Genomic DNA, 25,967 nt, shown 5'->3' with positions numbered 1-25,967 from the left:
TTTTCATCGGAGGCTTAATCAAATTTTATTATCGACTAGTAAAGTGTAAACTCTACGCGACGGTTTTTCTGACGACCAGCTGCAGTTTTGTTAGTTGCAATTGGTTGACCCATTCCGTAACCTGTAGCCTCGATACGAGATGCATTAGCACCTTGAGAAACTAAGTAAGCTTTTACAGATTCTGCTCTTTCTTTAGATAAACGTAAGTTTAATGCTTTAGACCCAGTATTATCTGTGTGACCAGCTAATTTTAAGCTAAAGTTTTTCTGAACTAATAAAGCAGCAACTCTGTTTAATGATGCGTAAGATTTAGAACGGATAGTAGCTTTACCTAAATCGAATTCTAAATTTTTAATTGCTTCATTAACAACTTTACGATCTTCTTCAGTTACAACTACTTTTTCTACAACTTTTTCTGGAGTTTTTAAAGGACAACCTGAACCGTCAACAACAGTACCTGAAGGTGTACCTGGGCATTTATCTAATTTATCAGCAACGCCATCGCCATCTGTATCAGTTAACAAGTTATTTAAATCAGAACGTAATTTAGCATTTTCTGCTTTTTGAGCATCTAAATCACCTTTCAATGCATTTGCTGTGTTTTTAGCCGCCAACGCTTCATCGTAAGTTGCAGCAACTGGATTATGGAAAGCCAATTGTTTTCCTTTACCTAAAGCAAACTCTAAACCTGCGTAAGCATAGTTATATTTATCATTATTTCCGTTTTTGTATAAACCATCTAAATTATCACCATCTACAAAGTTGATAGTCCAACCTAAGTCGATATTAACACCATCAGATACTTTGAACTTAGCGCCTAAACCAACTGGAATAATTAATTCGCTAATCGTTTTATCACCAGCATAAGCTGAAGTTCCAGCGGCTGTAGTAATAGTTGGTTTATAACCTGCTAAACCAGCACCAACAGATGTGTAAAGTTGAACAGCATTCTCTTTTCTGAACATATCGATATTAAACATATTAACAACAGCGTTTAAGCTAGCTGAATAATTTAATTTTGTATCGAACGCAGAAACAGTGCTCGTATTAGTGAAACCACTATCGTAAGCTTCTGTATTATCTCCTTTTAATTTACCTGCAACTCCATCTAAACGAAGAGAGAAATAATTAGTAATTTGTTTTTTAATGTACAATCCGTAACCAAAACTAGTTTTGTTGTTACTAAAATCATTTCTTCCACCTAAAGGAGAAAGTGGTGTTAATGCACCTGCATTTACCCCAATAGACCAAGTTCTAAATTGAGAAGATGTTGCTGGTTCCTGCGCCATCGCAGCAGTACCTACAAATAATCCGGCTAATGCTACCGGTAGGGATTTAAATAAATTTAATTTCATGTCTTTTCTAATTAACGTTAACAAGCGTCTTCGACCTATTACAACTGTCATACCAAAAAGATTTTTATTGCAAAATAATTTTCAACTTACCAACAATTAGTATCCGATAGCCTTATCATCCCCTCTTGGATCTGCCCCTCCTTGATAAGTCCCCCACTTTGTTTTTAAGATTGCATCAACTCTCCCAATTCCTCCACGTAGCACAATTTTATATCCTTTAGCCTTTAATTTTTCGGTTGTTAAACTATCCAAAGCGTCTTTTTCTGCATACACTTCATCAGGCAACCATTGGTGATGGAATTTCTTTGCTGCTACAGCCGATTGCATCGGCATTTCAAAATCTATAACATTTATAATCGTTTGAAAAACAGAAGTAATAATTGTAGAACCTCCTGGCGTACCAACTACCATAAATAATTTATTGTCTTTCTCTACAATACTTGGTGTCATCGAACTTAACATCCTTTTATTTGGAGCAATAGAATTTGCCTCACCGCCAACTAAACCATACATATTAGGTGCTCCAGGCTTAACAGAAAAATCGTCCATTTCGTTATTCATTAAAAAACCAGCACCTTTAACAACTACGAAAGAACCGTAAGAGCCATTTAAAGTCGTTGTAATCGAAACTGCATTTCCTTCCCTATCAACAATTGAGAAATGTGTGGTTTCCTCATGCTCTTTACCATTTACATTACCTGCCAAAACAGAACTGCTTGGAGTTGCTGCCGACCAATTAAAAGTTGACATTCGATTTTTATTGTAATCTGGATTTAATAGTTCATTTACGGGAACAGCATAAAAATCCGGATCACCTAAATGTGTTGCTCTATCAGCATAAACCCTTCTTTCTGCTTCAACAATTAACTGAACTGTGGAATCTGAATTGTGACCCCACTTTTTTAGGGGATAAGGTTCTACAGATTGCAACAGTTGTACCAATGCAACTCCTCCGCTTGAGGTTGGCGGCATAGTAATAATTTTATATCCACGATAAGTTCCGGTAATTGGTTTACGCCAAACAGAATGGTAGTTTTTTAAATCTTCTTTAGTAATTAAGCCTTTTCCTTTTTGCATTTCTAATACAATAGAATCTGCAACCGCTCCTTCATAAAAACCTGCTCTTCCTTTTTCTTGAATTAATTTTAAAGTAGTTGCAAGTTCATTTTGCACTAATAAGTCGTTTTCTTTCCAGGGACGCTCCAAATTAATGAAAGCCGTTCCTTCAGGATTGAATTTCATAAAATTTCTATGCATATTATTTAATTCACTGGCTTGCTGCTTTGTAATCTGAAATCCGTTCTGAGCCAAATCAATTGCTGGTTGAATAACCTCTTTCCAACTTAATTTACCATATTTTTTATGCGCTTCAACCATTCCATCAACAGAACCAGGAACGCCCGAGGCAAGCTGACCGTATAAACTTTTAGCAACAATAGGATTACCTGTAGAATCCAGATACATATCTCTACTTGCAGAAGAAGGACCTTTTTCTCTAAAATCGAGCGCATTTATTTCACCTTTCGATGAACGATAGACCATAAATCCACCACCGCCAATATTGCCCGCATTGGGATAAACCACAGCTAAAGCAAATTGAACTGCAACCGCGGCATCAACCGCATTCCCACCCTTTTTTAAAATTTCTATACCAACTTCTGAAGCTTTAGGGTGAGCAGAAACCACCATCCCATTTTTATATTCGCCACTGTTGTTTTTACCCAACTGACCACTAACGCAGCCAGACATTAAAATTATAGCTAAAAAATAAATTAAAAAGGAAACACTAGTTTGGTGCTTTGTAGTCTTCTGCATCTTTGTATATTTTTTCAATTATACTATTGTTTTTTTCAGTAATTACTTTTCTCTTTAAACTTAGTTTTGGGGTTAATTCTCCTCCATCAATACTCCATTCTTTTGGTAATAAAGCAAAACGCTTAACTTGCTCCCACTTACCAAAGTCGGCACCAGCAGCTTCTATTACTTCGTTATACTTCCTTAAAACTTGCTCATTTTTAATAATCTCCTCGTTAGATGTAAATGTAATTCCTTTTCTGCCAGCCCAGGTTTTCAGTGTTTCGAAATTAGGTACAATTAAAGCTGAAGGGAATTTCTTGTTTTCCCCTAAAACCATTATTTGCTCAATAAAAATAGATTCTTTATATTTATTTTCAAGCATTTGTGGGGCAATATACTTACCTCCCGCTGTTTTAAACATTTCCTTTTTACGGTCGGTTATTCTCAAAAAACGACCATCTACTAGTTCACCGATATCTCCAGTATGAAACCATCCATCTTTATCAATAGCTTCAGCGGTTAAATCAGGACGATTATAATAACCTTTCATAACCTGATGTCCTCGTGTTAGAACTTCCCCATCTTGGGCAATTTTAACTTCAACACCTTTAATAACTTCGCCAACTGAGCCGAACATTGTTCCTCCGAAATGATTAACCGTTATAACAGGAGATGTTTCTGTTAGTCCGTAACCTTCGAAAACCGGCATCCCTGCAGCCCAAAAAATTCTTGCTAACCTTGGATTTAGAGCCGCTCCTCCAGAAACGATAACTACAATTTCTCCTCCAAGAGCTTCCTGCCACTTTTTGAAAACAAGTTTACGTGCAATATTTAATTTAAAATTGTACCAGGCGCTTGCATTAGTTGTGTATTTCTCCGCCAAAGCAACTGACCAAAAGAAAATTCCTTTCTTAATTCCTGTAAGTGCTTTACCTTTTTCCATAATTTTATCGTAAACCTTTTCCAGTAAACGCGGAACGGTAGAAAACGAGTTAGGTTTTACATGCTGAATATCAGCTACTATTGTTTCCATACTTTCTGCATAATAAATAGAAGTACGGTTATACAGATATAAATAGATAATCATCCGCTCAAAGATGTGCGATAATGGAAGAAAACTAAGTGCTTTATTTACACCCTCAGGCATTACGACAGAGGAATTTATAAAGTTTGCAACTAAATTATCGTGTGTAAGCATTACACCTTTTGGGGTCCCTGTTGTACCAGATGTATATATTAAGGTTAGAATATCTTCTGGTTCAATTTTATCCCGATACTCATCCAGATTAATTTCGGTTCTAGCTTTGCCTTCATCAGTTAATAATTTCCAGTTATCAGCTCCCGAAACATCATTAAATGTGTATATTTTAATATTCGGATTTACTGCTTCTACATTTGGTTTAACCTTTTTATATAAATCTTCATCGGCTACAAAAATGATGGATATTTCTGCATCCTTTAATATAAATTGAATATCGTTGTCGGCAAGTGTTGGATAGAGTGGAATTTGATATGCTCCGATTTGGTTGGCTGCAAAATCTGCGATATTCCATTCCGGTCTGTTATGAGACATTACTGCAACACGACCACCTTTGCCAATTCCTTTGTTTATTAAACCCCGGCTTAAATTATCTGCAACTTCACAAAACTCTGCTGTACTATAATTTATCCATTTGCCGTTTATTTTACCGCTAATGAACTCTTGCTGAGGTTGCTCAAGGCTATATTTTAAGAGATCGAAAACTCGTTTAATTGCTGCAGCCATATGATTTGTAATATTTGGTTAAGTTAAAAAAATCAAACAATAAAAGAGATAAATCTCTTGCATCCATTTCATCAAAAAAAGTTTTTAGCTGCATTTTAATATCAATTGTAAAAGCAGCTAAAAATATTTTAATAAACTTAGTAATTACAAAATTGCTATGCAAGCATTGTTTTTATCTAATTAGATTTTTACTTAAAAAACATAATCGGCATTAAAGTTGTTAGGCTGATAATACTTTAAAAAAAACATTATAAAATTTTAGATTATGAAAAAATTACTTTTTACTATTTTTGGATGCGCAGCCTTATTTGCATTAACTACAACTGAAGTTAAAGCTCAAAATTATAAAACAGGCGTAGGTTTAGGACTTGATTTTGGTGATGGTGCTACTTTAGTCGGCCCATCGTTAAGACATCACTTTGGAAGAAAAGGTGCAGTACAAGCTGAGGTTCTTTTCGGTGGAAATTCTACTTTCCTACAAGCTTTTCTTCAATATAATACTGCAATTAAAGGCGCTGACGGGTTAGACTTTTTCGCTGGTGGTGGTCCATCATTACAACTATACGATGGAGGCTCGAGCTTTTACTTAGTACCAATGGCTGGAGTTGATTACAAAATTAAAGGAGCGCCATTAGCCGTTGCTTTAGACTGGAGACCACGTATTTATTTAGGTGATAATGGCAGCAATTTCAGTGCTGGCAGATTTGGATTAGGTTTTAGATACACTTTTTAATCTCAAGCTAAGTAATAAAAGTCTAGTGCTTGAAACAAAAAACACCTTTCAGAAATCCTGAAAGGTGTTTTTTGTTTAAGACTTTTGTAAATGAATTAAATACCCATCCATTTTTTAAGTACAGTTTTTTGCGCTGCTGATGCATTTTCATCAATAGTAGCTTTTAAACGTACACTTGGATTTTCTTTTAAGGTTAAAGAAATTTCCTTTTGAATCCCATCACGTTTTACTTTAAGTTTCAAAACATCGCCAATTTGTTTTTTAGCCACAACAGGTAAAGATTCTAAAGAAACCTGTGGTGCACGCAATCTTAAAGTACTTATTGCATCTCCAACGGTGATATCATCTAATGAAATAATTATATCATTTACGTTTAAACCTGCCTCCCAAGCAGCAGAACCTCTTGTTGTAGATGTTATAGCTAAACCATCGTTAGCTAATTGTGCCGCTGCGCCTGTGACAGGTTTACCTGGAGTTGCATTTTCCGTTGAAACATTAACACCCGCATAACTGAAGTATTTAACGTATTCAGCATCAACCACGCCATTAACATATTTTACCCAGAAGTTTGTAAAACTGATACCTGATATTTTTTCGACCATTGCTTTAAATTCAGCATCGGTATAACCACGTTTTAAAGTTTTGCACTGTAAGTACATCGCTTTCATTACATCATCTAAGCTTTTTGCGCCTTTTGTTGCATTGATGATTTCTAAATCCATCAAAATACCAATTACCTCGCCTTTATTGTAATAAGAAATCGCAATGTTTTTAGAGTTTTCATTTGGGCGATAACCAATAATCCATGCATCGTAACTAGAAGCAGAAGCAGATTGTAATTTAGAACCCGGTGTATTTAAAACTGTAGCAATACCGCCAGCTAAGCCATTAACAAAGCCATTTGGATCATCAAAACCTGCTCTTAAAATATATTTGTTTTCATAATAAGAAGTAAAACCTTCAGCCACCCAAAGGTTTGTCGTGTAGTTTTCGTTATCATAATCAAACGGACCTAAAGCTACCGGGCGTAAGCGCTTAACGTTCCAAAGGTGATGATATTCGTGGGCAACCAAGCTTAAAAATCCTTTGTAACCTTTTTCTGTATTATAAGCATCTCTTGTTGCACCCAAAGTTGTAGAGTTTAAATGCTCTAAACCACCTCCGCCGCGAGCAAAATTATGAACAATGAACAAATAATATTTATTCGGATTTTCGCCATAAACTGCAGTTTCCTGTTCTACAATTTTAGCCATATCTACTTTTAACTTTTCTTTATCATAGTTACCACCACCGTACATTGCAACTTCGTGGCGAACACCAGAAGCCATAAATTCAAAAGTATCTTGATTACCAACTTCTATAGGGCTATCGAACAGAATATCAAAGTCACTCGCTTTATAAGTAAAAGTTTCGCCTGCTACCATTGGTAGGCCTGTGGAAACTTTACTCCAGGTTTTAAAAGGAATAATTTTTACTGTACTTGGCGATTTAATCATTCCTTCTGGGTACATAAAAATACCTGTTGGCGATAAGAAAGCGTGAGATTCATCAATAAAAGCTGTACGAACTGAAATTTCGAAAGCATAAACTCGATAATTAATTTTGATATCCTTTGCTTTCGAAGAATAAACTCGCCAAATATTTTTTCTTACTTTTTCTACTTTTAATGCTTTTCCAGAAGCTGAAGCCTTAAATCCTTCAACGCTTTTTTCAAACTCGCGGATTAAATAAGAACCTGGAGTCCAAACTGGCATTTTAACATCAACATAATCTTTCGCCAAGCCAGAAATATTCATTTGCACTTCAGCATAATGTGCCTGAGGTTCTTTAAAGGAAACCTCGAAACCTATTTTAACTTGCGCCTTCGCTGCCATAATAGATGTTAGTAATACAACTAAACTTAAAATCGATTTTTTAATAAACATATATATGTGTTTTGCCACAAATTTATATTTTATCGCCTTGCTTTAAAATTTAATTCTAAAAAGGGTTGTAAAATAGTTGTGAGGGTGCTCATTTATTGGTCAATAGTTAATTTTATCACCAAAATTTAAGAAACTGTTTAAATTTCAATTCCAATTACTTTATAGAACGTGGAGACACGTTCATAAAATCTAAAAATCATTTTTAAACTGTTTCTAAGTTTAAAAAATTAGAATGTAAAATAGTTGTGAACTTTTAAACTAAAGCTGCATATTTTCGTCACTATAATAGTCTAAGCTGTTATTGTAATCGGAAACAATAGTTTTTTTTTAATCATTGTTTGATAAATTGTTAAAATTTAGCCCAAATGAGCTAAACTGTTAACGAAGATTATTGAACTAATGACTACCTAATTAAATGGAGCAATCGGTAACATCCTTAATACAACAAATTTATGCATGAACTTTTGAATATTTTTACGAGCCATTTTGGAATATTTATAATTTAACACCCGCAAGAAGGCGATATAAACACAAATGAAGAAAAGATATATAATTTACATTGTTTTGGCTTTAGGCCTGGCTTACTTGGTTTACTACCGAATTAATGCAAACAAAAAGATAGAAGGTAAAGGTGGTGCACCTGCCTCAAAAGGTAAGGGTGGAAAAGATGGAAAATCATCTCCGGCAATTGCAGTTGATGGTATGGTCGTTAAATTATCAAAATTCGATACTGATTTAGAAGTTACTGGCGCAATAGAAGCAAATGAATCTATTGTACTTAAAAGTGAAGTTTCTGGTTTAGTTACCGGAATCTTTTTTAAAGAAGGCACAACGGTTTCTAAAGGAACTGTCTTAGTAAAAATTAACGACAGAGATATTCAAGCGCAACTACAAGACGCATTAACCAAGCAAAAACTTTCTGGAACAAACGAAAGCAGAGCAAAGCAACTTTTGGAAAAAGGAGCTATCAGCCAGGAAGAATATGACACCTCTTTAGCCGATTTAAGATCATTCCAATCGCAAACTAATTTAGTAAGGGCACAATTGGCAAAAACTACAATTCGTGCACCATTTAGTGGCCGCATTGGTTTGCGCAGCATTTCATCTGGCACCTATTTAACCCCGGCAACAGTTATTGCCAACTTAGTAAGTACTAATCCTGTTAAAATTACCTTCTCTATTCCAGAAAAATATGCTGGACAAATAAAAATCGGTACTGAAATAAATTTCACAACCGATGGTTCATCAAAACAAAACATAGGCAAAGTTTACGCTATCGAACCTGGCATAAATACAGCCACACGTACTTTACAAATTAGAGCGTTGGCTTCAAATGCAGATAACGCTTTACTTCCTGGCTCTTTTGCGAAAATTAAACTGGCGCTTAGTACATTACAAAATGCCATTTTAATTCCTAATGAGGCTGTGATTCCTGTTTTAAAAGGAAAGATTGTATACATCCAAAAAAATGGTAAAGCTCAGGAAGTTCCTATCGAAGCCGGAACAAGAACAGATGAAAATATTGTAATTACTTCAGGGCTAAAAGCAGGCGATACCGTTTTAACAACAGGCTCAATGGCGTTAAAAAAAGATGCTCCTGTTAAAGTTAATCTGGTTAAAGAATAATTATGAGTATTTCAACCACGAGTATAAAAAGGCCGGTTCTTGCCATAGTTATGAACCTTTTGATTGTCCTTTTTGGGGTAATTGGTTACAACTTTTTAGGCGTAAGAGAATATCCCTCTATCGACCCAACAGTTGTTTCGGTAAGAACATCTTATCCAGGTGCAAACTCAGATATCATCGAGTCGCAAATTACCGAGCCATTAGAAAAATCGATTAACTCTATTGATGGTATTCGTAATATTTCATCATCAAGTAATCAGGGAACAAGTAATATCACCGTAGAATTTAACCTCGATAAAAATATTGAAGAAGCCACAAATGATGTGCGTGATAAGGTTTCTCAGGCAGCCAGAACTTTACCCAAAGATATTGATGGCTTACCAACAGTAAGTAAGGCAGATGCAAACTCCGATGCGATTTTATCAATGACAATTCAAAGTGATAAAAGAAACACGCTTGAATTAAGTGATTTTGCAGAAAACGTAATTGCCGACCGAATTCAGACCATTCCGGGTGTTAGTAGTGTTCAAATTCAAGGACAACGAAAATATTCGATGCGTATTTGGATGGACCCAAATAAGCTAAGTGCTTATGGTTTAACATCTCAAGATATTGTTACAGCACTTGATAATGAGAATGTGGAACTTCCATCGGGCAAAATAACCGGTGCAACAACCGAACTTACGGTTAAAACACTTGGAAAATTAACTAACGAAGACCAGTTTAATAACCTAATTCTAAAATCGGATAGCAATCAAGTTGTTAAATTAAAAGATATTGGTTATGCTGTACTAGGTTCAGAAAACGAAGAAACTGTTTTAAGAGAATCCGGTCGACCAATGGTTGCTGTGGCAATTATTCCGCAGCCAGGTGCAAATTATTTGGATATTACCAATGAGTTTTACAAGCGTTTTGATAAACTAAAAGCAGATATGCCTAAAGATATCAAATTAAATGTTTCTCTGGATAATACCCTGTTCATCAAACGTTCGGTAACAGAAGTTGCAGAAACGATTGGTTTATCTTTAGTTCTGGTAATTCTGATAATCTACCTTTTCTTTAGAGATTGGGGAATCGCCTTCAGACCATTAATCGATATTCCGGTTTCACTGATTTTTACATTTTTTATCATGTACGCTTTCGGCTTTTCGATAAATGTACTTAGCTTACTGGCCATTGTTTTGGCTACCGGTTTAGTGGTTGATGATGGTATTGTAGTTACCGAAAATATATTTAAGAAAGTCGAAGAAGGGATGTCGCCATTCGAGGCCGCAATTAAAGGTTCAAACGAGATTTTCTTTGCCGTAATTTCTATTTCAATCACATTAGCAGCCGTGTTTTTACCAGTAATATTTCTACAGGGTTTTGTTGGTCGATTATTTAGAGAGTTTGGAGTCGTAATTGGCGCTGCCGTTTTGGTTTCGGCCTTTGTATCGCTAACACTTACGCCAATGCTTAATGCTTATTTAATGAAAAAAGGCGGTCATAAGCCATCGAAATTTTACAACTGGACTGAGCCCTATTTCGTTAAATTAAATGATGCTTACGAATCGAACCTAAATAAGTTTTTAGATAAAAGGTGGTTATCCATTCCAATTATTGTGATTTGTATGGGATTGATTTTCTTATTCTGGAAAGTTCTACCAAAAGAAACCGCCCCTTACGATGATAGAAGTGCCATTAATATGAATGTAACCCTGCCCGAAGGTGCATCTTTTACGGCAACTGATAAATTTATCATGAAGATAAACGACATGGTTATCGACTCAGTTCCTGAAAAAAATGTAAATATTACCATCACATCTCCAGGATTTGGAGGTGCAGGTTCTACAAACTCGGGTTTTGTTCGAATGGGTTTGGTAAATCCCGAAGAGAGAGAACGCTCGCAGAAGGAAATTGCTGATATGCTTACCCGAATTACCAAAAAGTATAGCGAAGGTAAAGTTATTGTAAATCAACAGCCAACCATTTCTGTTGGTCGCCGTGGCGGATTACCGATAAGCTACATTATTCAGGCACAAAATTTCGAAAAACTTCGTGAAAAAGTACCTTTGTTTATGGATGAAGTTGCAAAAGATCCAACTTTTACCGTTTCTGATGTTAACCTAAAATTTAATAAGCCAGAAATTAACTTAACAATAGATAGAGATAAAGCAAAAAACTTAGGCGTTTCAATTTCGGCAATTGCACAAACCTTAAACCTGGGTTTGAGTGGGCAACGCTTTTCTTATTTCTTTATGAATGGAAAGCAATATCAGGTTATTGGCCAATTTGATAGAGTAGATAGGAAAGATCCTTTAGATTTAAGTTCTGTATATGTTAGAAGTGATAAAGGCGAATTGGTTCAGCTCGACAACTTAGTTACTGCAAAAGAACAAAGTAGTCCGCCTCAATTGTATAGAAACAATCGTTTTATTTCGGCAACGGTTTCTGCAGGCTTAGCCCCTGGCAAAAGTATTGGTGAAGGTATTGATGCAATGGATGCGATTTCTAAAAAAGTTTTGGATGAAAGTTTTTCAACTGATTTAAGTGGAGAATCGCGAGATTTTAAAGAGAGTTCATCAAATACATTTTTTGCGTTTGGACTAGCATTACTATTAGTTTATTTAATCCTATCGGCACAATTCGAAAGTTTTAAAGACCCAATTATTATTATTTTAACTGTACCAATGGCCGTTGCAGGTGCATTTTTATCCTTGTGGCTGTGCGGGCAAAGCTGGAATATTTTCAGCCAAATCGGTACGATTATGTTAATCGGTTTGGTAACCAAAAATGGTATTTTGATTGTAGAATTTGCAAATCAGCTTAAAGAAAAAGGGATTCCAATTCCAGAGGCAATTCGAGAAGCTTCTGTTTCTCGTTTAAGACCAATTTTAATGACGAGTTTGGCCATTGCTATTGGTGCTTTACCAATTGCGCTCGCTTTAGGTGCAGCGGCAAAAAGTAGAATGAGTATGGGTACGGTTATCGTAGGTGGAACTATGTTTTCACTAATTTTAACGCTATTTGTTATCCCGGCGATTTATTCCTACTGGGCAAAACCATATAAACCTAATAAAGATTTAAAAGAAGCCGAACGTTTTGAAAAAGAAGCCTTAGAGCATCAACACAACTAAAATGATTAAAAGAATAAATCTGTTTATATTATTATTAAGCACTTTTTCTTTCGCTGTGAAAGCCCAAGAAAAGTTGACTTTGCAAGATGCAATCTCAATTGCAATGCAGAATAACTATGATATTAAAATAAGTCAAAACGGGGTTAAAATCGCCAAAAACAATGCAAATATTGGTAATGCAGGTATGCTACCAAATTTAACCGGAACCTATTCAAATGGAGGAAGTATTCAAAATACTCGCCAAACACCTGCAACTGGAGCCGATAGAGTAATAACTGGAGCAAGAAGTACAAACAATGATATAGGCGCAGATTTAAACTGGACTGTTTTTGATGGCTTTAGCATGTTTGCCAATTATGACCGTTTAAAAGAATTGCAAAAACAAGGCGAATTAAATTCTCGCTTAGCCATATTAACTACAATTGCTGATGTGATTTCGGCATACTATGATGTTGTTAGGCAACAAAAGCTAGTTATTGCAGCAGATAGCGCCATTGATATTTCTGTTTTCAGAGAAAAAATTGCGAAAACAAAGTTGCAATTAGGCCGTGGGTCTAAGCTCGATGTCTTAACTGCTCAAGTTGATTACAATACGGATACTTCAAACTATCTGCAACAAAAAAACAATTTGCAAGTAGCAAAAGTGCGATTAAATCAGCTAATGGTTCGAAATGTAAATCTTACTTTTTCAGTAGATAATGATATTAATATAGATCAGGCATTAATTTATAGCCAATTGGCTGAATTATCTCAAAAGCAAAATCCAAATGTTCAAAATGCTTTTATAAATCAAAGAGTTGCAGCATTAAATTTAAAATCTATTAAAGGCGCAAGGTACCCTGTTGTGAGTTTAAATTCTGGTTACAGCCGTACAAATAGCACAAGTCCTACTGGGTTTAACCAAAAATTTGCCGCAAATGGCTTTACTTATGGCGTTACTGCAAGTTTGAATATTTTTAATGGCTTTCTACAAAGACAGCAAGAGCGGAATGCGAAACTTGATATCGAAAATTCTTCATTAAACTTAGATAAAACAAAACTTGATATAAGTTCTCAATTGCTAACCGCGTATCAAAATTACAGTACCTACTTAGATTTGGTAAAGTTAGAACAAAGGAATGTAGATATAGCAAAAGAAAATCTCGATATCACCTTAGCAAAGTATCGTTTAGGAAGTATTGCTCCCCTCGAATTAAGAGAGGCCCAAAGAAACTCAATTGACGCACAAAATCGATTTATTGAGATGCAATACCAAGCTAAGCTATCAGAAATCACTCTAAAAGAAATCAGTGGAAATATAAATTTGTCTAATTAATTTTTATATTTATTGCATGATACTCGTTGCAGATAGTGGCTCTTCCAAAACAGATTGGATGGGTTATTTTAATGGTGAAACTATTAAGTTTAACACTCAAGGTATAAATCCTTACTTTTTAAATGAGCAAGAGATTAGCCGTATAATATCCAAAAATGAAATTATAGCACCACTTGCTAAAGAGGTTAAAGAAATTTATTTTTTTGGGGCGGGCTGCTCCTCTCCTGATAAGCATGAAGTTGTTTCAAATGGATTATCTACCGTTTTTACAAACGCTTTTATTTCTGTAGAACACGACCTTTTAGGATCAGTTTATGCCACTTGCGGCGATTCAGAAGGCTTAAATTGTATTTTAGGAACTGGTTCCAACATTTGTTATTTCGACGGAAAAAAAATACACGATGGACACCATGGTCTGGGTTACGTTTTAGGCGATGAAGGATCAGGAACCTTTTTCGGTAAAAAGGTTTTGCTTAGTTATTTGTATAAAAAAATGCCTTCAGATTTGGAGTCAGAATTTAAAAAGACTTTTCCGGTAGAGAAAGAACAGATAATAACAAATATTTACCAAAAGCCTTTCCCAAATATTTACCTTGCCAGTTTTAGCAGGTTTTTAGCAAACAATCATGAACATCCTTTTATTTATGATATTCTTAAAAAGGGCTTTCAAGAATTTGTAGATACGAATATAAAAGACTATCCAAATCACAAAACAGTTCCTTGCCATTTTGTTGGCTCCATTGCATACTATTATCAAGATGTTTTAAAAAGTGTGTTAGCTGAAAATGGAATTACTTCAGGGAAAATTCTGCAAAAGCCAATTGAAGATCTTTTTAATTTTATCTTACAAAAGGAAGGTGTAGTAAAACAGGCCATCTAGCAAAAAATGCTTACTTCAGAATATTAAGAAAATCTTAAAAGAATATTAAACATAACATCAATCATTTTGTTATAATTACAAAGCATATAAAATGCTCGAAGAATATGAAGAGAATACTAGTTGTGGATGATGATATTGAGGTTTTAGAAACCATACAATTAATACTTGAAATAGGTGGCTTTAAAGTTTCAGCTCTAAATAATGGAGAAGAAATTTTCGATAGAATTGAAAGTTTTAAACCTGATTTAATACTACTTGACATTTCTTTGGGACATATAGATGGTCGTGTATTATGTGAGCAATTAAAATCAATAGATGCAACATCTAAAATTCCAATCTTACTAATCTCGGGTTTATACGACCCCAAAGATTTCACTACGCTTAACTATGGTCAAGATGATTTCTTATCGAAACCTTTCCAAATGGATGTTTTGCTTAAAAAAATAAGCAAAATTCTATCATTGGAAGAGGATACTAGCTTTCATTTAAATTAAATAAAGTATTATAAAATTATATTCTAGAGCCAGAAGTTTATCTCTGGCTTTTGTTTTGATAAATAGTGCAGTTTTGCAACTGTCATTTTGTCAAACAAATCGGTTTGGAACAAGCCTTGTTATGCAAGTTGTAGATTAAAATAATTATTTACATATGAGCATACAAGAAAAAGGAAATATATCGATACATACCGAAAATATTTTCCCGATAATTAAGAAGTTTTTATACTCTGATAACGAAATTTTTCTTCGTGAGTTAGTTTCTAACGCAGTAGATGCAGTTCAGAAAATCAAAAGACTAGGTTCATTAGGTCAGTTTAATGGCGAAGTTGGTCAACCTTTAGTTCAAGTTGCTGTTGATAAAGAAGCAAAAACCATTACCATTAGCGATAATGGTTTGGGTATGACTGCTGAAGAGATTAAAAAATACATCAACCAGGTTGCATTTTCTGGCGCAAGTGAGTTTGTAGAGAAATTTAAAGATGCAAAAGATGCAAACGAAATCATCGGTAAATTCGGTTTAGGTTTTTACTCTGCGTTTATGGTTGCAGATTTAGTAGAAATTCAAACTTTATCTTACCAGGATGGTTCGGAACCTGCTCGTTGGGTTTGCGATGGAAGTACAGAATTCGAAATTACAGAAGGTACAAAAACAACTCGCGGTACTGATATTATTCTTCATGTTAATAAAGATTCTGAAGAGTTTTTAGAAGAATCTAAATTGCAGGAGATTCTTGATAAATATGCCAAATTCTTGCCTGTGCCTATTAAATTCGGCACTAAAACACAATCTATTGAAGATGGTGTTGATGAAGAAGGTAAGGCAAAATATAACGATGTAGAAGTTGACAATATCATCAATACAACTAATCCAATCTGGACAAAAGCTCCTGCTGATTTGTCAGATGAGGATTATTTAAACTTTTACCGCGAATTATATCCGTTTAGCGAAGAACCTTTATTTTGGATTCATTTAAATGTAGATTATCCATTTAATTTAACTGGTGTATTGTATTTCCCGAAATTGAAAAACGATTTCGAAATGCAACGCAACAAAATCAAATTATACTCTCGCCAGGTATTTATTACGGACGAAGTTAAAGATATTGTTCCAGAGTTTTTAATGTTATTACATGGGGTAATCGATTCGCCAGATATTCCATTAAATGTTTCGCGTAGTTTCTTACAAGCAGACAGTAATGTCAAAAAAATCAACAACTATATTACTAAAAAGGTTGCTGATAAATTAGCCGAATTATTTGCTAAAGACCGTAAAGCTTACGAAGATAAATGGAAAGACATCGGTATTTTTGTTAAATACGGAATGATTAGCGAAGAAAAATTCTACGATAAAGCTAAAGATTTCGCCTTACTTGGAAATACTAAAAACGAACTTTTCACTTTACCAGAATACAAAGAGAAAGTTGCTCCATTACAAACTGATAAGAACGGTAGTGTAGTTTATTTATACACTAACGATGCGTCGAAACAAGATGCTTTTATCCAGTCTGCAAATAAAAAAGATTATGATGTTTTGGTTTTAGATTCGCCAATTGATAACCATTTCATCAATCAATTAGAGCAAAAACTAGAAAAAACATCAATCAAACGTGTTGATTCGAGCGTAGCGGATAAGTTAATTGAAAAAGACGAGGTTAATGAGCACGTTTTAAGCGAAGATCAGGTAAAAGAAGTGACTGAAATTTTCCAAAAAGCAATTACCAAACCTGGTATGCAGGTAGAAATTGTGGCATTAAACCCTGATGAGTTACCAGTTACAATTACTATGGATGAATTTATGCGCCGGATGAAAGATATGGCTGCCATGGGTGGCGGAATGGGTTTCTACGGACAAATGCCTGATAGCTACAAAGTTGCTATTAATGGCAATCATAAACTAGTTAGTAAAATACTAAAAGCCGAAGGTGAAGAGCAAAGTAATTTAGCTAAGCAAGCTGTTGATTTGGCTTTACTAGCTCAGGGTATGTTAACTGGTGCTGAGCTTACTGCTTTTGTAAGCAGAAGTGTTGAATTGATTTAAATAATGTTCATAATTTCAAAAAGAGAACTTAAATGTTCTCTTTTTTGAAAAATCTAAGGATAAATACAAAAAAAGTTCTTGACTTTAATCAAGAACTTTTTTTGTTATAAAGAGTTGGCAGAATTTAACTTGCAACATTTTGTTTAACGTTAAAATAATCTTTATGTTCTTCTAAAAGCTTAGCAATAGTTGCCGCTTTAGTATCCTTTATGTTAAATTCAAATAATGGCTCTTGATTTTTTTTGCTTCTAACCATTTTTTCTGTGTAAAAACGGTATTCTAAACCATTGGTTAATAAACCATATTTAGCTTTGGTTTTACGGAAATATTTAGATAAACGTGAATCGTGAATATCTAGGCTATCCTCATGGTGCTTACACTCTACTAAAATGGCTGGCTCGCCATCTTTCATAATTGTATAATCAACTTTCTTACTTTTTTTAACACCAAAATCTAAAACAGCTTCCGATTGTACCTCTGATGGATTGAAAACGTCGTAGCCTAATATCTGGATAAAAGGCATAACCAATGCATTTCTAGTTAAGTCCTCTGACTGAACTTGGGGAAGCATTTTCTTAATTCTTACGGCAAATTGTCCGATTTCGTCTTTAAGGTCCATGGTAAATATATTTTTAGGTATTTGTGTATGGGTAAATTTTTGCTAAAACTAATTTATCTTACTAAATTTATCTCGAAATCCAATGTTTGCATGGTCTGCTAATTCGCTTTCACAGACTATACAAACAGCGGATAGATAGATGTTTTTTTAACCGATAAGAAGTCATAAAAAAAAATGTAATTCCTTTGCAGTTATTCGTTTTTGGCAAACAGTAATAAAGATTAGAAAAGGATTAAAACTCAGTTAATTTTTTACATGAACCTTTCAAAATATTACACCAAACCTTAAGATTTCGATGCCAAAACCTAAAAAAGATTTTTTATGCATATAGATGAACGAATTCTTTTTTTAGCTAACTTGCATGCGAATCATTCCAAACACTCTTAGTAAAAATCATGAATTTAAAATGCGTTGTTATTGACGATGAACAACATGCTATTGAGGTATTAACTGACCACATAGCGGAGATGCCAGGTTTAACTGTGTTTAAAACTTTCACAAGCCCGGTGCAAGCCCTTACTGAAATTAGCGTAGGTGACGAGATTGATTTATTGTTCATGGATATTGACATGCCAGGAATAAATGGATTGGAATTGGCAAAAAATATCAGGGAAAAAGCTAAATACCTTATTTTCACTACTGCCCACCCAGATTATGCTTTACAAGCATTTGATGTTCAGTCAGATCAGTATCTGCTCAAACCAATTTCATTCGCGAAATTTGCGTTAGGTATTGATAGAATTTTGAAGAAAGAGGCGAATAATGCTAAAAATGCAGCTAAAGAAGCTGATCAGGTTGCGGCACTTTACATTAAAGGCGACCACAAATATGCTTTCTCGAATATTTTGATTGATGATATCTTATATATCAGGGCTTTGCAGAATTACATTCAAATAATTACAAAAACCGAAACCAACACAACATATCTTACATTAAAGGAAATTGAAAAGGCTTTAGAGAATCACGCTTTTATTCGTGTTAACAAATCAAATATCGTTGCTAAAGCAGCCATTAAAAAGGTTGATGGCAATATTATTAGACTGGTAAATAACGAAATGATTCAGATTGGAGAAGGCTATAAAGAAGCTTTTTTCGCCTATATACAAAGTAGCTTATTAAAATCGGGTAGAAGTTAGTACTACTTGTTGAAGATATTTGACATTGAAGACTGAGTCATCAAGATTGTATTTGCAGTTGGATCTGTGCTGAAAAAATTCTGTCCTTTAACGTTTTTGTAAACAAAAACAGTATTCTTTTTTAAATTACTAAGATATTGGATTTTCATAGTGCTATTTATCAAAAATTATTGATTTTTAATAATCAATGATTTAAAAAATTATTTGTTGAAGATATTAGACATTGAAGACTGGGTCATTAAAATTGTATTTGCAGTTGGGTCAGTGCTGAAGTTATTTTGAGCCTTAACGTTTTTATAAACAAATGCAGTGTTCTTTTTTAATTTGATGTTATTTTGAGTTTTCATAATGATTACTTGTTAAAGATGTTTGACATTGAAGACTGAGTCATTAAAATTGTATTTGCAGTTGGGTCAGTGCTGAAGTTATTTTGAGCCTTAACGTTTTTGTAAACAAATGCAGTGTTCTTTTTTAATTTGATGTTATTTTGAGTTTTCATAATGATTACTTGTTAAAGATGTTCGACATTGAAGACTGAGTCATTAAAATTGTATTTGCAGTTGGGTCAGTGCTGAAGTTATTTTGAGCCTTAACGTTTTTGTAAACAAATGCAGTGTTCTTTTTTAATTTGATATTATTTTGAGTTTTCATAATGATTACTTGTTAAAGATGTTTGACATTGAAGACTGAGTCATTAAAATTGTATTTGCAGTTGGGTCAGTGCTGAAGTTATTTTGAGCCTTAACGTTTTTATAAACAAATGCAGTGTTCTTTTTTAATTTGATGTTATTTTGAGTTTTCATAATGATTATTTATTGAAGATGTTAGACATTGAAGACTGAGTCATTAAAATAGTATTTGCAGTTGGGTCGGTGCTGAAGTTATTTTGAGCCTTAACGTTTTTATAAACAAATGCAGTGTTCTTTTTTAATTTGATATTATTTTGAGTTTTCATATTATTAATATTTTATTTTTGTTTCGATTAACTGATGTAAAGGTGCGGCGAAAAATAAGCCAAGTCGAAATTTTTACACAAACCCACTATTTTCACAGATAAAACCCCTGTTTCAGTAGATAAAACCCATTTAAATGAACATTCTTAAATTAAAAGCCTGGTATAACAGAAATCACATTCACATAAAAGCATGGATTTTTTTCATTATTTATGAGGTATTTATTACAGGTATCGCAACTGGTAGATGGGGGTATTTGGGAGGCTATCTTTTTCATTATGCACTAAACATTGGGTTATTTTATTTTCATGCCTATGGAAGTAAAAAAATATTATATGGGAATTTTAGATTTAAAAACTGGTTATTTATTCCTCTTTTGGTTTTCGAATTATTATCCTATATGCTAATTGCTTTCCCCGTGGAGTTTTTAATGTTCAAAACAATATACTTCGATCCAAAATCAGATCCAATGGTATTCAATGAAGTTTACATATTAAGAACTGTGTGGAGGGCCCTATATTTCATTGGCTTTAGTACGGGTTACGTATTCTTATTAAACTCATTACAGGAAAGAAAAAGAGTTCAACAGTTAGAGAAACAAAACCTTGTTAACACAATCGAGAAGCAAGCGTTAGAGAACGATTTGGTTCAGTCTCAGAATAATTTCTTACGTAGTCAGATTAATCCTCACTTCTTGTTTAACACGCTTAATTTCATATATAATGACGCAAGAAAGAAAGCGCCATTGGCAGCTGATGCGATCATGAACCTATCGGAGATGATGCGCTATGCATTAAAGCGTCCAGAAGCCTCAGAATTAGTTCCTTTAAGTGAGGAAGTAGAACAGATTGAACATTTAATTAATCTTCATAAGCTTCGTACTGCAAATACCATTAATTTTGACTTATCCGTAAATGGAGATTTATTTGGGCTTCGTTTCCCTCCACTAATATTGCTAACATTGGTAGAAAACATGTTTAAACATGGAAATATTGCACATTCTACACAACCATCTATCGTAGAAATTAATTACGACAAAACTAGCTTAAGTATAACCACTATTAACATGGTTAATGAGGTCAAAAAAAGAGAAGCAGACAGCCATCACGTTGGTATAGAAAATATAGATAAACGTTTAAACAACTTCTATAAAGATAAATACTCGTTTAAATTCTATAAAGACCCGCTTAACAGATACTTCACAGAAATAAAAGTAGATATAGATAATCCAATGGCTGGCTTAAATTAAGTGTAGCCTATTGATGAACTTACTATTTTTGCATTGCATTTCGGCGTTGCACATCCTTTAATAGAAAATAGTAAATAACCATCTCATGTGTACGTTGATCTTTATTAAATAAGCGATTAACGTGCATATGAAATAAATCACTAAAAAGCTGCACTTTTTTTTCAGTATCACCAACGTTCAAAATATTTACAAATGAGCTGGAAAACGAATTAAAAGCACTTTGTTGTATAAGGTTTAATTCCGCATAATCAGATTTTTTGTAGACCTGGTACTGCGTATTTAACTTTTTAAAATCGCTTGCTTCTAGATTGTGTTCTAAATTGAATGAATCAGACATCATTCTAACGAGATCAACAAAGCTTTTGCTATCCAATAACCCGCTGTTTTGTATTAATTCAACAAAATCTGCACAAAACTTATATTTACTAATTGCATCAGGATAAGTTTCGAGAAGTGATAAAACATATTCACTATCTGTTGAAAAATGCTCTTCAACGGCCTCAATTAAATCATTTCCATAACGCTGAGTTTCTCGTTTGTAAGTTTTTAGTTGTAAATCAGAAACCAAACCTGCAGCCATATCTTGATCCAAATATGCTGAAAAAGCTTCTGTAAGTGCTTGCCCATCTTTTTTATCGATTAACAAAACTCTAAATCTTAAATGATACCCATTTTCATTGTAACGAATAAAAAACCATGATTTAATCTGGCTGGCATGGGCATTTAAAAAATATGCTATCGGTCCCGCAAGTAAAGAATCAGACCGTTGTTGATGGGAATAGATCTCAAAATACAGCCATTCATCACCAGGCAAAAAATATTGTTTTACTAAAGATTCGTTACTTGCCGATTTATTAAATCTATTGTAAATTTTTTCTTTATGGTAAATATTCAGAATAAATTGTGCTAAATATGGCCTTTCTTCATCATCTACAACAGCACTTTTTTCCGGGATAAGAACTTCCTCTAAATAAATTTTAGTCTGCTTTTGCATATAAAGAAGAAATGCCTTCAGATCCGAATCATTTTCAGTTTCAAAACATAAAGTTTGATCTGAAAGGCCCGCTTTAAAATATTTCCCAATGCCAATCTCTTTTAAATATTTTCTGCAATCAGCAACATCTAATAAGACGATATCTTCTTTCTTTATTTGCCATTTACGTTGAGATAAAACAATATTCTGATATTGAATTCTAGGGTAATAAGGTAGTTTAGGGTATAATGTTTCTATAAATAGCGAAAGATTTGTTTGAATATTTTGATGTTGTAAATCGCAAAGCAACCTGAATACGGATAAATCAGATCTTGAATAATTATAAGCGGAGGCCATTCTGGGAACAATTCTTTTATTCAATTTTTTCGACCGCAGAATTACCTCACTTCCTTGCACAGAAAGCATAATATCATCCAAAGTAAGTGGATGCTCAGAAGTATCGAAATTTAGTATAGATAATTGATTATCGTATACGAGTTTTCTTCGGTTGATATTATCGACATTGGTTTCTACCATGTAAGCAACATCAACAAACAAAACATCAGGATTTGCTTCCTGTTCAATCATTGATATACTTTTACAATGTTGGTAAACGCCATCACTTGCCATGGTAAAGCGTCCGCTTAATGCATTTGCAGTGCTTCCACCAGTTTGATCAACACATATTAAATCATCAGAAACAGACATTAACATGCTAAAAGAATTTGGAATTACTGCTGGTTTATTTTCTAATTGAATACCAAGCTTATCTAAACGAATTACATCCTTTGAAATAAAAGAACCATTATTAACAATATTTTTAAAATTGTCTTTTAATTTATCGCTAAGGCTTTCAGCCTTTTTATTTTGTTTCCCGTAAAATTGAGCTATAAAATCATCGCCTTGTCCTGCCTGTTCTAATTCATCATAACCAATTCCCATTTCAGGATCTAAAGCCATTGATAAAGGAATTTCCTTTTGCTCAAATTTTTTCCTGAATTTATTGATGAATTCTTTAAGCGCATCCCGACTATCAACTGGCAAAATATGCTGCATTAAATTTATTAATCCCGGCACAGCCTGGAACAATTTTTCATCAATACCGCCTGATATAGCTTTTCTTTCGGCAATTAAATATTCATTAACCCCAAGAGCAGGCTGAATATTGATGCGTTTAAAATAATCCTCACCTATAATATTTGGATCGTGGTCGCTTAATAGAAGTTGTAGCGACAACATATCTTCTATTAAAGAAATAACTGCGTTTTTGCTTTCTTCGGATACATCAAGCTTCTCAATTAAACTATTAAAACTAATCGGTTGTACACAACTTTCAAGAATTTGAAGCACAAAATCATCCTTGTCAATTTCGGCAAGTTCAAACAAACCATCCGTACAGGCAATATATCTTATGCTAGTTGTAGTGAAATAATAACTACTGTTTGTAAAAAGTAAACAGTTATTATTGAGTAATTCTGGCAAAGAAAAATCGAGTTTGTTTTTATATGGCCAATCAATAAAATGATGTACTATTTGCTCTTGTTCTACTTTAATTTCAGTTTCATTATTACTTAAAGCATCTTTTAGGATACTAAAACCAGCAAAAGTACCGTAAGGTGTAGACCGAAATTTCGCTCTGTTATAATATTTCCAAATAGTAAAAAATACTTTTGGAGGCAGTAAATTCAATTCATCTGCTTTTGCGTCCTTAATTGTTTGATAAAAAGCATCAGATGATATCGCAATTGCAGCTTTAAGCTCCTCCCAACAATCATAAAGTTCAGACTGATATGAAAATTTAGGCGTTCTAAAAATTAAGCTCGGGTATATGTTTACTTTCATGCAAGAAATTGAAGGCGAAAATTACAAAGATTTAATTTAATACTTAGAAATAACCATACTAAAGTTAAAGTAAAATCAGGACTCCACAATAACAAAAAAAGCCTTGCAAATTTCTTCACAAGGCTTAGAATAAACTTAAATATTTTATTTTATCAAATTATATAATTCATCCAATTTCGGTGAAAGTACAATTTCAATTCTTCTGTTTTTACTTCTTCCTTCTGCACTAGAATTTGCGCCTAAAGGTTGAAATTCTCCTTTGCCAGTTGCCGTCATTCTAACACTTTCTACTTTTTCAATTTCGGTAAGGTAACGCACAACAGAAGTAGAACGCAAAACACTTAAATCCCAGTTATCTTTAATTTGGCCAAGATTATTTACTTTTTGATTATCTGTGTGTCCTTCTACCGCAATGTTAATTTCTGGCTGCTCTTTTAAAACCTTTGCTAATTGAGCAAGTGCCTTTTTACCATTTTCATCAATAATTATACTGCCTGATGGAAACAAAAGTTTATCCATAAGTGAAACGTAAACTTTACCGTTTTTAATTTCGACAGTTAAGCCACTCTTAGTGAAACCTAACAATGCTTGCTGAAGCTTTTCCTTTAATTGATTAGTCGCTTCATCTCTTTTACGTAGTACTTCTTCAACTTCTTTCAATCTTTTCTCGCGAGCAGCTAAATCTCCAGAAAGTTTTGAAATTTCTGTAGAACTATTGTTTTTAAGTTTATTATAATTTGCATTTACATCACTAAAGCGACTTTGCATATCACGAAGATCTTCGCCTAATAGCGTTGTATCTTTTTTCAGTTTCTTAACTTCATCTTCTAAGTTTTCTATTTTAATTAAACCTTCGTTAAAAGCCGTATACAAAGAATCCTTTGTACCCAATAAGGCTTTATATTTCTTAGGCGACAGAACTACGCAAGATGTGAGGGATGTAGCAAATAGGAAGATTGCAAAGGCTAAAAAGATATTTTTCATTTTATGTTATAAAGTATTTGTATCAAAATAAAATTTGATGTGGTGAAATAAGTGTTATTGCTCAATAGCATTTCGTAAAAATGCAACTAATGGACTAACCGTTTTAAAAGAACTTACTAACTTATTAACGATAGTTGGCTTAAAAAACTCTTCATCTTGTAATTCCATTACCGCCTCAAAACTTTTAAGCTTTAAGTATTCAATATTCGGATCGGCAGGATCATAACCTTTTGGTGCATTTTTTAAGGTAGCGCCACTTCCAAAATTGAAATCTTTTTTAAAATCCTTATTATTAATGATTTCTTTAAAATCGCCGATATTGTAATCTATTTCCTGGCGTATAAGCTTTAAATGTGAAGCCTCTGGCATCCAATACCCACCGGCAATAAAACTTTTCCCTGGTTGAATATGCAGATAATAACCTGGTTCATTTCCTCCCTTACTTTTAGATGAAAACCATATACCAAAATTATTTTTATATGGATCTTTGTTTTTACTGAAACGTACATCCCGATATATTCGCAGCAAACATTTTTTAGGATCTAATTCAGCAGAAATAAGTGGGTCAATTTTAGAAAGTTCAGGAATAATTGAAGTTAGTAATTCTAAAACATTTGCTTTTGTATCTTCATACTTCTGCTTATTTTCGGCAAACCATTCTCTATTATTGTTTTCGGCAACTTCTTTAATAAAACCGAGGGTATCTCTTTTTAACATGCTTTAATCTTGATTAAATAATATAAAGCTTTTAGCTTAATAAGAATTAAGGATTATCGTAGTATGGCTTATATTTTATATTTGGAGATAAAACATGAAGTAAAATCATTCTGGAATATCGATAGTTAAAAGGGTACAGGATGAAGCAACCAGCAAAAATCGAGATGAGGTAAGTCCAGAATGTATTATCATCTAGAGAACCAACAAATAAGTAGGTTATAAAACTAACCGTTAGCATTTCAATTACATTCATTGCGTAGCTAACATACATTGCAGCATAAAAATAACCTGGCTCTATTTCGATTCTCTGGGCACAGTGACTACAAATTTCTTTAGTATGTTGGATATTAAAACCATACATGCTACCTGTAAAAATATTTCCCCTTCTACAATGCGCACATTTACCATGCACTATTGCATAAAGCTTCGAAGTTTTTTCAGACATGA

The 25,967-nt window shown here is 33.7% G+C and carries 23 protein-coding genes; 9 read left to right on the top strand and 14 right to left on the bottom strand.

The window, feature by feature from the left end; translation table 11 throughout:
• Positions 1 to 35: 35 nt before the first annotated feature.
• The 3 genes from ACFOUY_RS00510 to ACFOUY_RS00500 all read right to left on the bottom strand — a co-directional run bounded on the left by ACFOUY_RS00510 (position 36) and on the right by ACFOUY_RS00500 (position 4,917).
• Positions 36 to 1,355, bottom strand: coding sequence for a DUF6089 family protein (locus ACFOUY_RS00510; RefSeq protein WP_378958526.1), 1,320 nt, complete (start codon positions 1,353 to 1,355; stop codon positions 36 to 38).
• Positions 1,356 to 1,451: 96 nt separating this feature from the next.
• Positions 1,452 to 3,170 carry a gamma-glutamyltransferase gene (gene ggt / locus ACFOUY_RS00505; RefSeq protein ID WP_378958483.1) on the bottom strand — a complete coding sequence of 573 codons (1,719 nt, stop codon included), beginning with the start codon at positions 3,168 to 3,170 and terminating at the stop codon, positions 1,452 to 1,454.
• Complete coding sequence (locus ACFOUY_RS00500) at positions 3,142 to 4,917, bottom strand: AMP-dependent synthetase/ligase (RefSeq protein WP_378958482.1); 1,776 nt, start codon at positions 4,915 to 4,917, stop codon at positions 3,142 to 3,144. The genes ggt and ACFOUY_RS00500 overlap by 29 nt, the downstream gene beginning before the upstream one ends.
• 265 nt (positions 4,918 to 5,182) lie before the next feature.
• Here ACFOUY_RS00500 and ACFOUY_RS00495 point away from each other — a divergent pair, with 265 nt between their 5' ends.
• On the top strand, positions 5,183 to 5,650 hold the full coding sequence (locus ACFOUY_RS00495; RefSeq protein WP_378958481.1) for a hypothetical protein: 468 nt from the start codon (positions 5,183 to 5,185) through the stop codon (positions 5,648 to 5,650).
• A gap of 95 nt (positions 5,651 to 5,745) precedes the next feature.
• Here the strand turns inward: ACFOUY_RS00495 and ACFOUY_RS00490 are convergent, their stop codons facing one another.
• Complete coding sequence (locus ACFOUY_RS00490; RefSeq protein ID WP_378958480.1) at positions 5,746 to 7,575, bottom strand: M61 family metallopeptidase; 1,830 nt, start codon at positions 7,573 to 7,575, stop codon at positions 5,746 to 5,748.
• A 534-nt stretch (positions 7,576 to 8,109) separates the two neighbouring features.
• Between ACFOUY_RS00490 and ACFOUY_RS00485 the strand changes: the two genes are divergently transcribed.
• The 6 genes from ACFOUY_RS00485 to htpG all read left to right on the top strand — a co-directional run bounded on the left by ACFOUY_RS00485 (position 8,110) and on the right by htpG (position 17,047).
• Positions 8,110 to 9,201 (top strand): efflux RND transporter periplasmic adaptor subunit, encoded by a 1,092-nt coding sequence (locus ACFOUY_RS00485; RefSeq protein ID WP_378958479.1) that lies wholly within the window; start codon positions 8,110 to 8,112, stop codon positions 9,199 to 9,201.
• A 2-nt stretch (positions 9,202 to 9,203) separates the two neighbouring features.
• Complete coding sequence (locus tag ACFOUY_RS00480) at positions 9,204 to 12,317, top strand: efflux RND transporter permease subunit (protein WP_378958478.1); 3,114 nt, start codon at positions 9,204 to 9,206, stop codon at positions 12,315 to 12,317.
• A 1-nt stretch (position 12,318) separates the two neighbouring features.
• Entirely contained in the window at positions 12,319 to 13,632 is a 1,314-nt protein-coding gene (locus tag ACFOUY_RS00475; protein ID WP_378958477.1) for a TolC family protein, read from the top strand.
• Positions 13,633 to 13,648: 16 nt separating this feature from the next.
• Entirely contained in the window at positions 13,649 to 14,512 is an 864-nt protein-coding gene (locus tag ACFOUY_RS00470; protein ID WP_378958476.1) for an N-acetylglucosamine kinase, read from the top strand.
• Positions 14,513 to 14,616: 104 nt separating this feature from the next.
• Positions 14,617 to 15,006, top strand: a complete 390-nt coding sequence (locus ACFOUY_RS00465) for a response regulator (RefSeq protein WP_378958475.1) — start codon at positions 14,617 to 14,619, stop codon at positions 15,004 to 15,006.
• Between the two features lie 154 nt (positions 15,007 to 15,160).
• The gene (gene htpG / locus ACFOUY_RS00460) at positions 15,161 to 17,047 is read left to right on the top strand and encodes a molecular chaperone HtpG (RefSeq protein WP_378958474.1); all 1,887 of its coding nucleotides are present in this window, start codon (positions 15,161 to 15,163) and stop codon (positions 17,045 to 17,047) included.
• 124 nt (positions 17,048 to 17,171) lie between these two features.
• On the opposite strand, the gene ACFOUY_RS00455 is transcribed toward htpG, so the two are convergent.
• Positions 17,172 to 17,666, bottom strand: coding sequence for a type I restriction endonuclease (locus ACFOUY_RS00455; RefSeq protein ID WP_378958473.1), 495 nt, complete (start codon positions 17,664 to 17,666; stop codon positions 17,172 to 17,174).
• A 395-nt stretch (positions 17,667 to 18,061) separates the two neighbouring features.
• Between ACFOUY_RS00455 and ACFOUY_RS00450 the strand changes: the two genes are divergently transcribed.
• Positions 18,062 to 18,802 carry a LytR/AlgR family response regulator transcription factor gene (locus tag ACFOUY_RS00450; protein WP_269417051.1) on the top strand — a complete coding sequence of 247 codons (741 nt, stop codon included), beginning with the start codon at positions 18,062 to 18,064 and terminating at the stop codon, positions 18,800 to 18,802.
• 200 nt (positions 18,803 to 19,002) lie between these two features.
• Here the strand turns inward: ACFOUY_RS00450 and ACFOUY_RS00445 are convergent, their stop codons facing one another.
• From ACFOUY_RS00445 to ACFOUY_RS00425, 5 genes are read right to left on the bottom strand one after another with little or no spacing between them, the layout of a single operon-like run.
• On the bottom strand, positions 19,003 to 19,149 hold the full coding sequence (locus ACFOUY_RS00445) for a hypothetical protein (protein ID WP_378958472.1): 147 nt from the start codon (positions 19,147 to 19,149) through the stop codon (positions 19,003 to 19,005).
• Between the two features lie 5 nt (positions 19,150 to 19,154).
• On the bottom strand, positions 19,155 to 19,301 hold the full coding sequence (locus ACFOUY_RS00440) for a hypothetical protein (RefSeq protein WP_378958472.1): 147 nt from the start codon (positions 19,299 to 19,301) through the stop codon (positions 19,155 to 19,157).
• A 5-nt stretch (positions 19,302 to 19,306) separates the two neighbouring features.
• Complete coding sequence (locus ACFOUY_RS00435) at positions 19,307 to 19,453, bottom strand: hypothetical protein (RefSeq protein ID WP_378958472.1); 147 nt, start codon at positions 19,451 to 19,453, stop codon at positions 19,307 to 19,309.
• Positions 19,454 to 19,458: 5 nt separating this feature from the next.
• Positions 19,459 to 19,605, bottom strand: coding sequence for a hypothetical protein (locus ACFOUY_RS00430; protein WP_378958472.1), 147 nt, complete (start codon positions 19,603 to 19,605; stop codon positions 19,459 to 19,461).
• A 5-nt stretch (positions 19,606 to 19,610) separates the two neighbouring features.
• On the bottom strand, positions 19,611 to 19,757 hold the full coding sequence (locus tag ACFOUY_RS00425; RefSeq protein WP_378958472.1) for a hypothetical protein: 147 nt from the start codon (positions 19,755 to 19,757) through the stop codon (positions 19,611 to 19,613).
• Positions 19,758 to 19,891: 134 nt separating this feature from the next.
• Here ACFOUY_RS00425 and ACFOUY_RS00420 point away from each other — a divergent pair, with 134 nt between their 5' ends.
• The gene (locus tag ACFOUY_RS00420; RefSeq protein WP_378958471.1) at positions 19,892 to 21,004 is read left to right on the top strand and encodes a sensor histidine kinase; all 1,113 of its coding nucleotides are present in this window, start codon (positions 19,892 to 19,894) and stop codon (positions 21,002 to 21,004) included.
• Between the two features lie 22 nt (positions 21,005 to 21,026).
• Here ACFOUY_RS00420 and ACFOUY_RS00415 read toward each other — a convergent pair whose 3' ends face one another.
• The 4 genes from ACFOUY_RS00415 to ACFOUY_RS00400 all read right to left on the bottom strand — a co-directional run bounded on the left by ACFOUY_RS00415 (position 21,027) and on the right by ACFOUY_RS00400 (position 25,965).
• Positions 21,027 to 23,819 (bottom strand): lantibiotic dehydratase, encoded by a 2,793-nt coding sequence (locus tag ACFOUY_RS00415; RefSeq protein WP_378958470.1) that lies wholly within the window; start codon positions 23,817 to 23,819, stop codon positions 21,027 to 21,029.
• Positions 23,820 to 23,963: 144 nt separating this feature from the next.
• Positions 23,964 to 24,803, bottom strand: a complete 840-nt coding sequence (locus tag ACFOUY_RS00410) for an OmpA/MotB family protein (protein WP_378958469.1) — start codon at positions 24,801 to 24,803, stop codon at positions 23,964 to 23,966.
• Positions 24,804 to 24,857: 54 nt separating this feature from the next.
• Positions 24,858 to 25,520 (bottom strand): DUF2461 domain-containing protein, encoded by a 663-nt coding sequence (locus ACFOUY_RS00405; RefSeq protein WP_378958468.1) that lies wholly within the window; start codon positions 25,518 to 25,520, stop codon positions 24,858 to 24,860.
• Between the two features lie 46 nt (positions 25,521 to 25,566).
• Complete coding sequence (locus ACFOUY_RS00400) at positions 25,567 to 25,965, bottom strand: DUF983 domain-containing protein (protein ID WP_378958467.1); 399 nt, start codon at positions 25,963 to 25,965, stop codon at positions 25,567 to 25,569.
• Between the last annotated feature and the right edge of the window lie 2 nt (positions 25,966 to 25,967).

Origin of the sequence: Pedobacter jamesrossensis (assembly GCF_042650905.1) — a bacterium.
GTDB classification, from domain to species: Bacteria; Bacteroidota; Bacteroidia; order Sphingobacteriales; family Sphingobacteriaceae; genus Pedobacter; species Pedobacter jamesrossensis.
The sequence above is the reverse complement of the archived record's forward strand: the minus strand, read 5'-3'. Positions and strand labels throughout refer to the sequence as shown.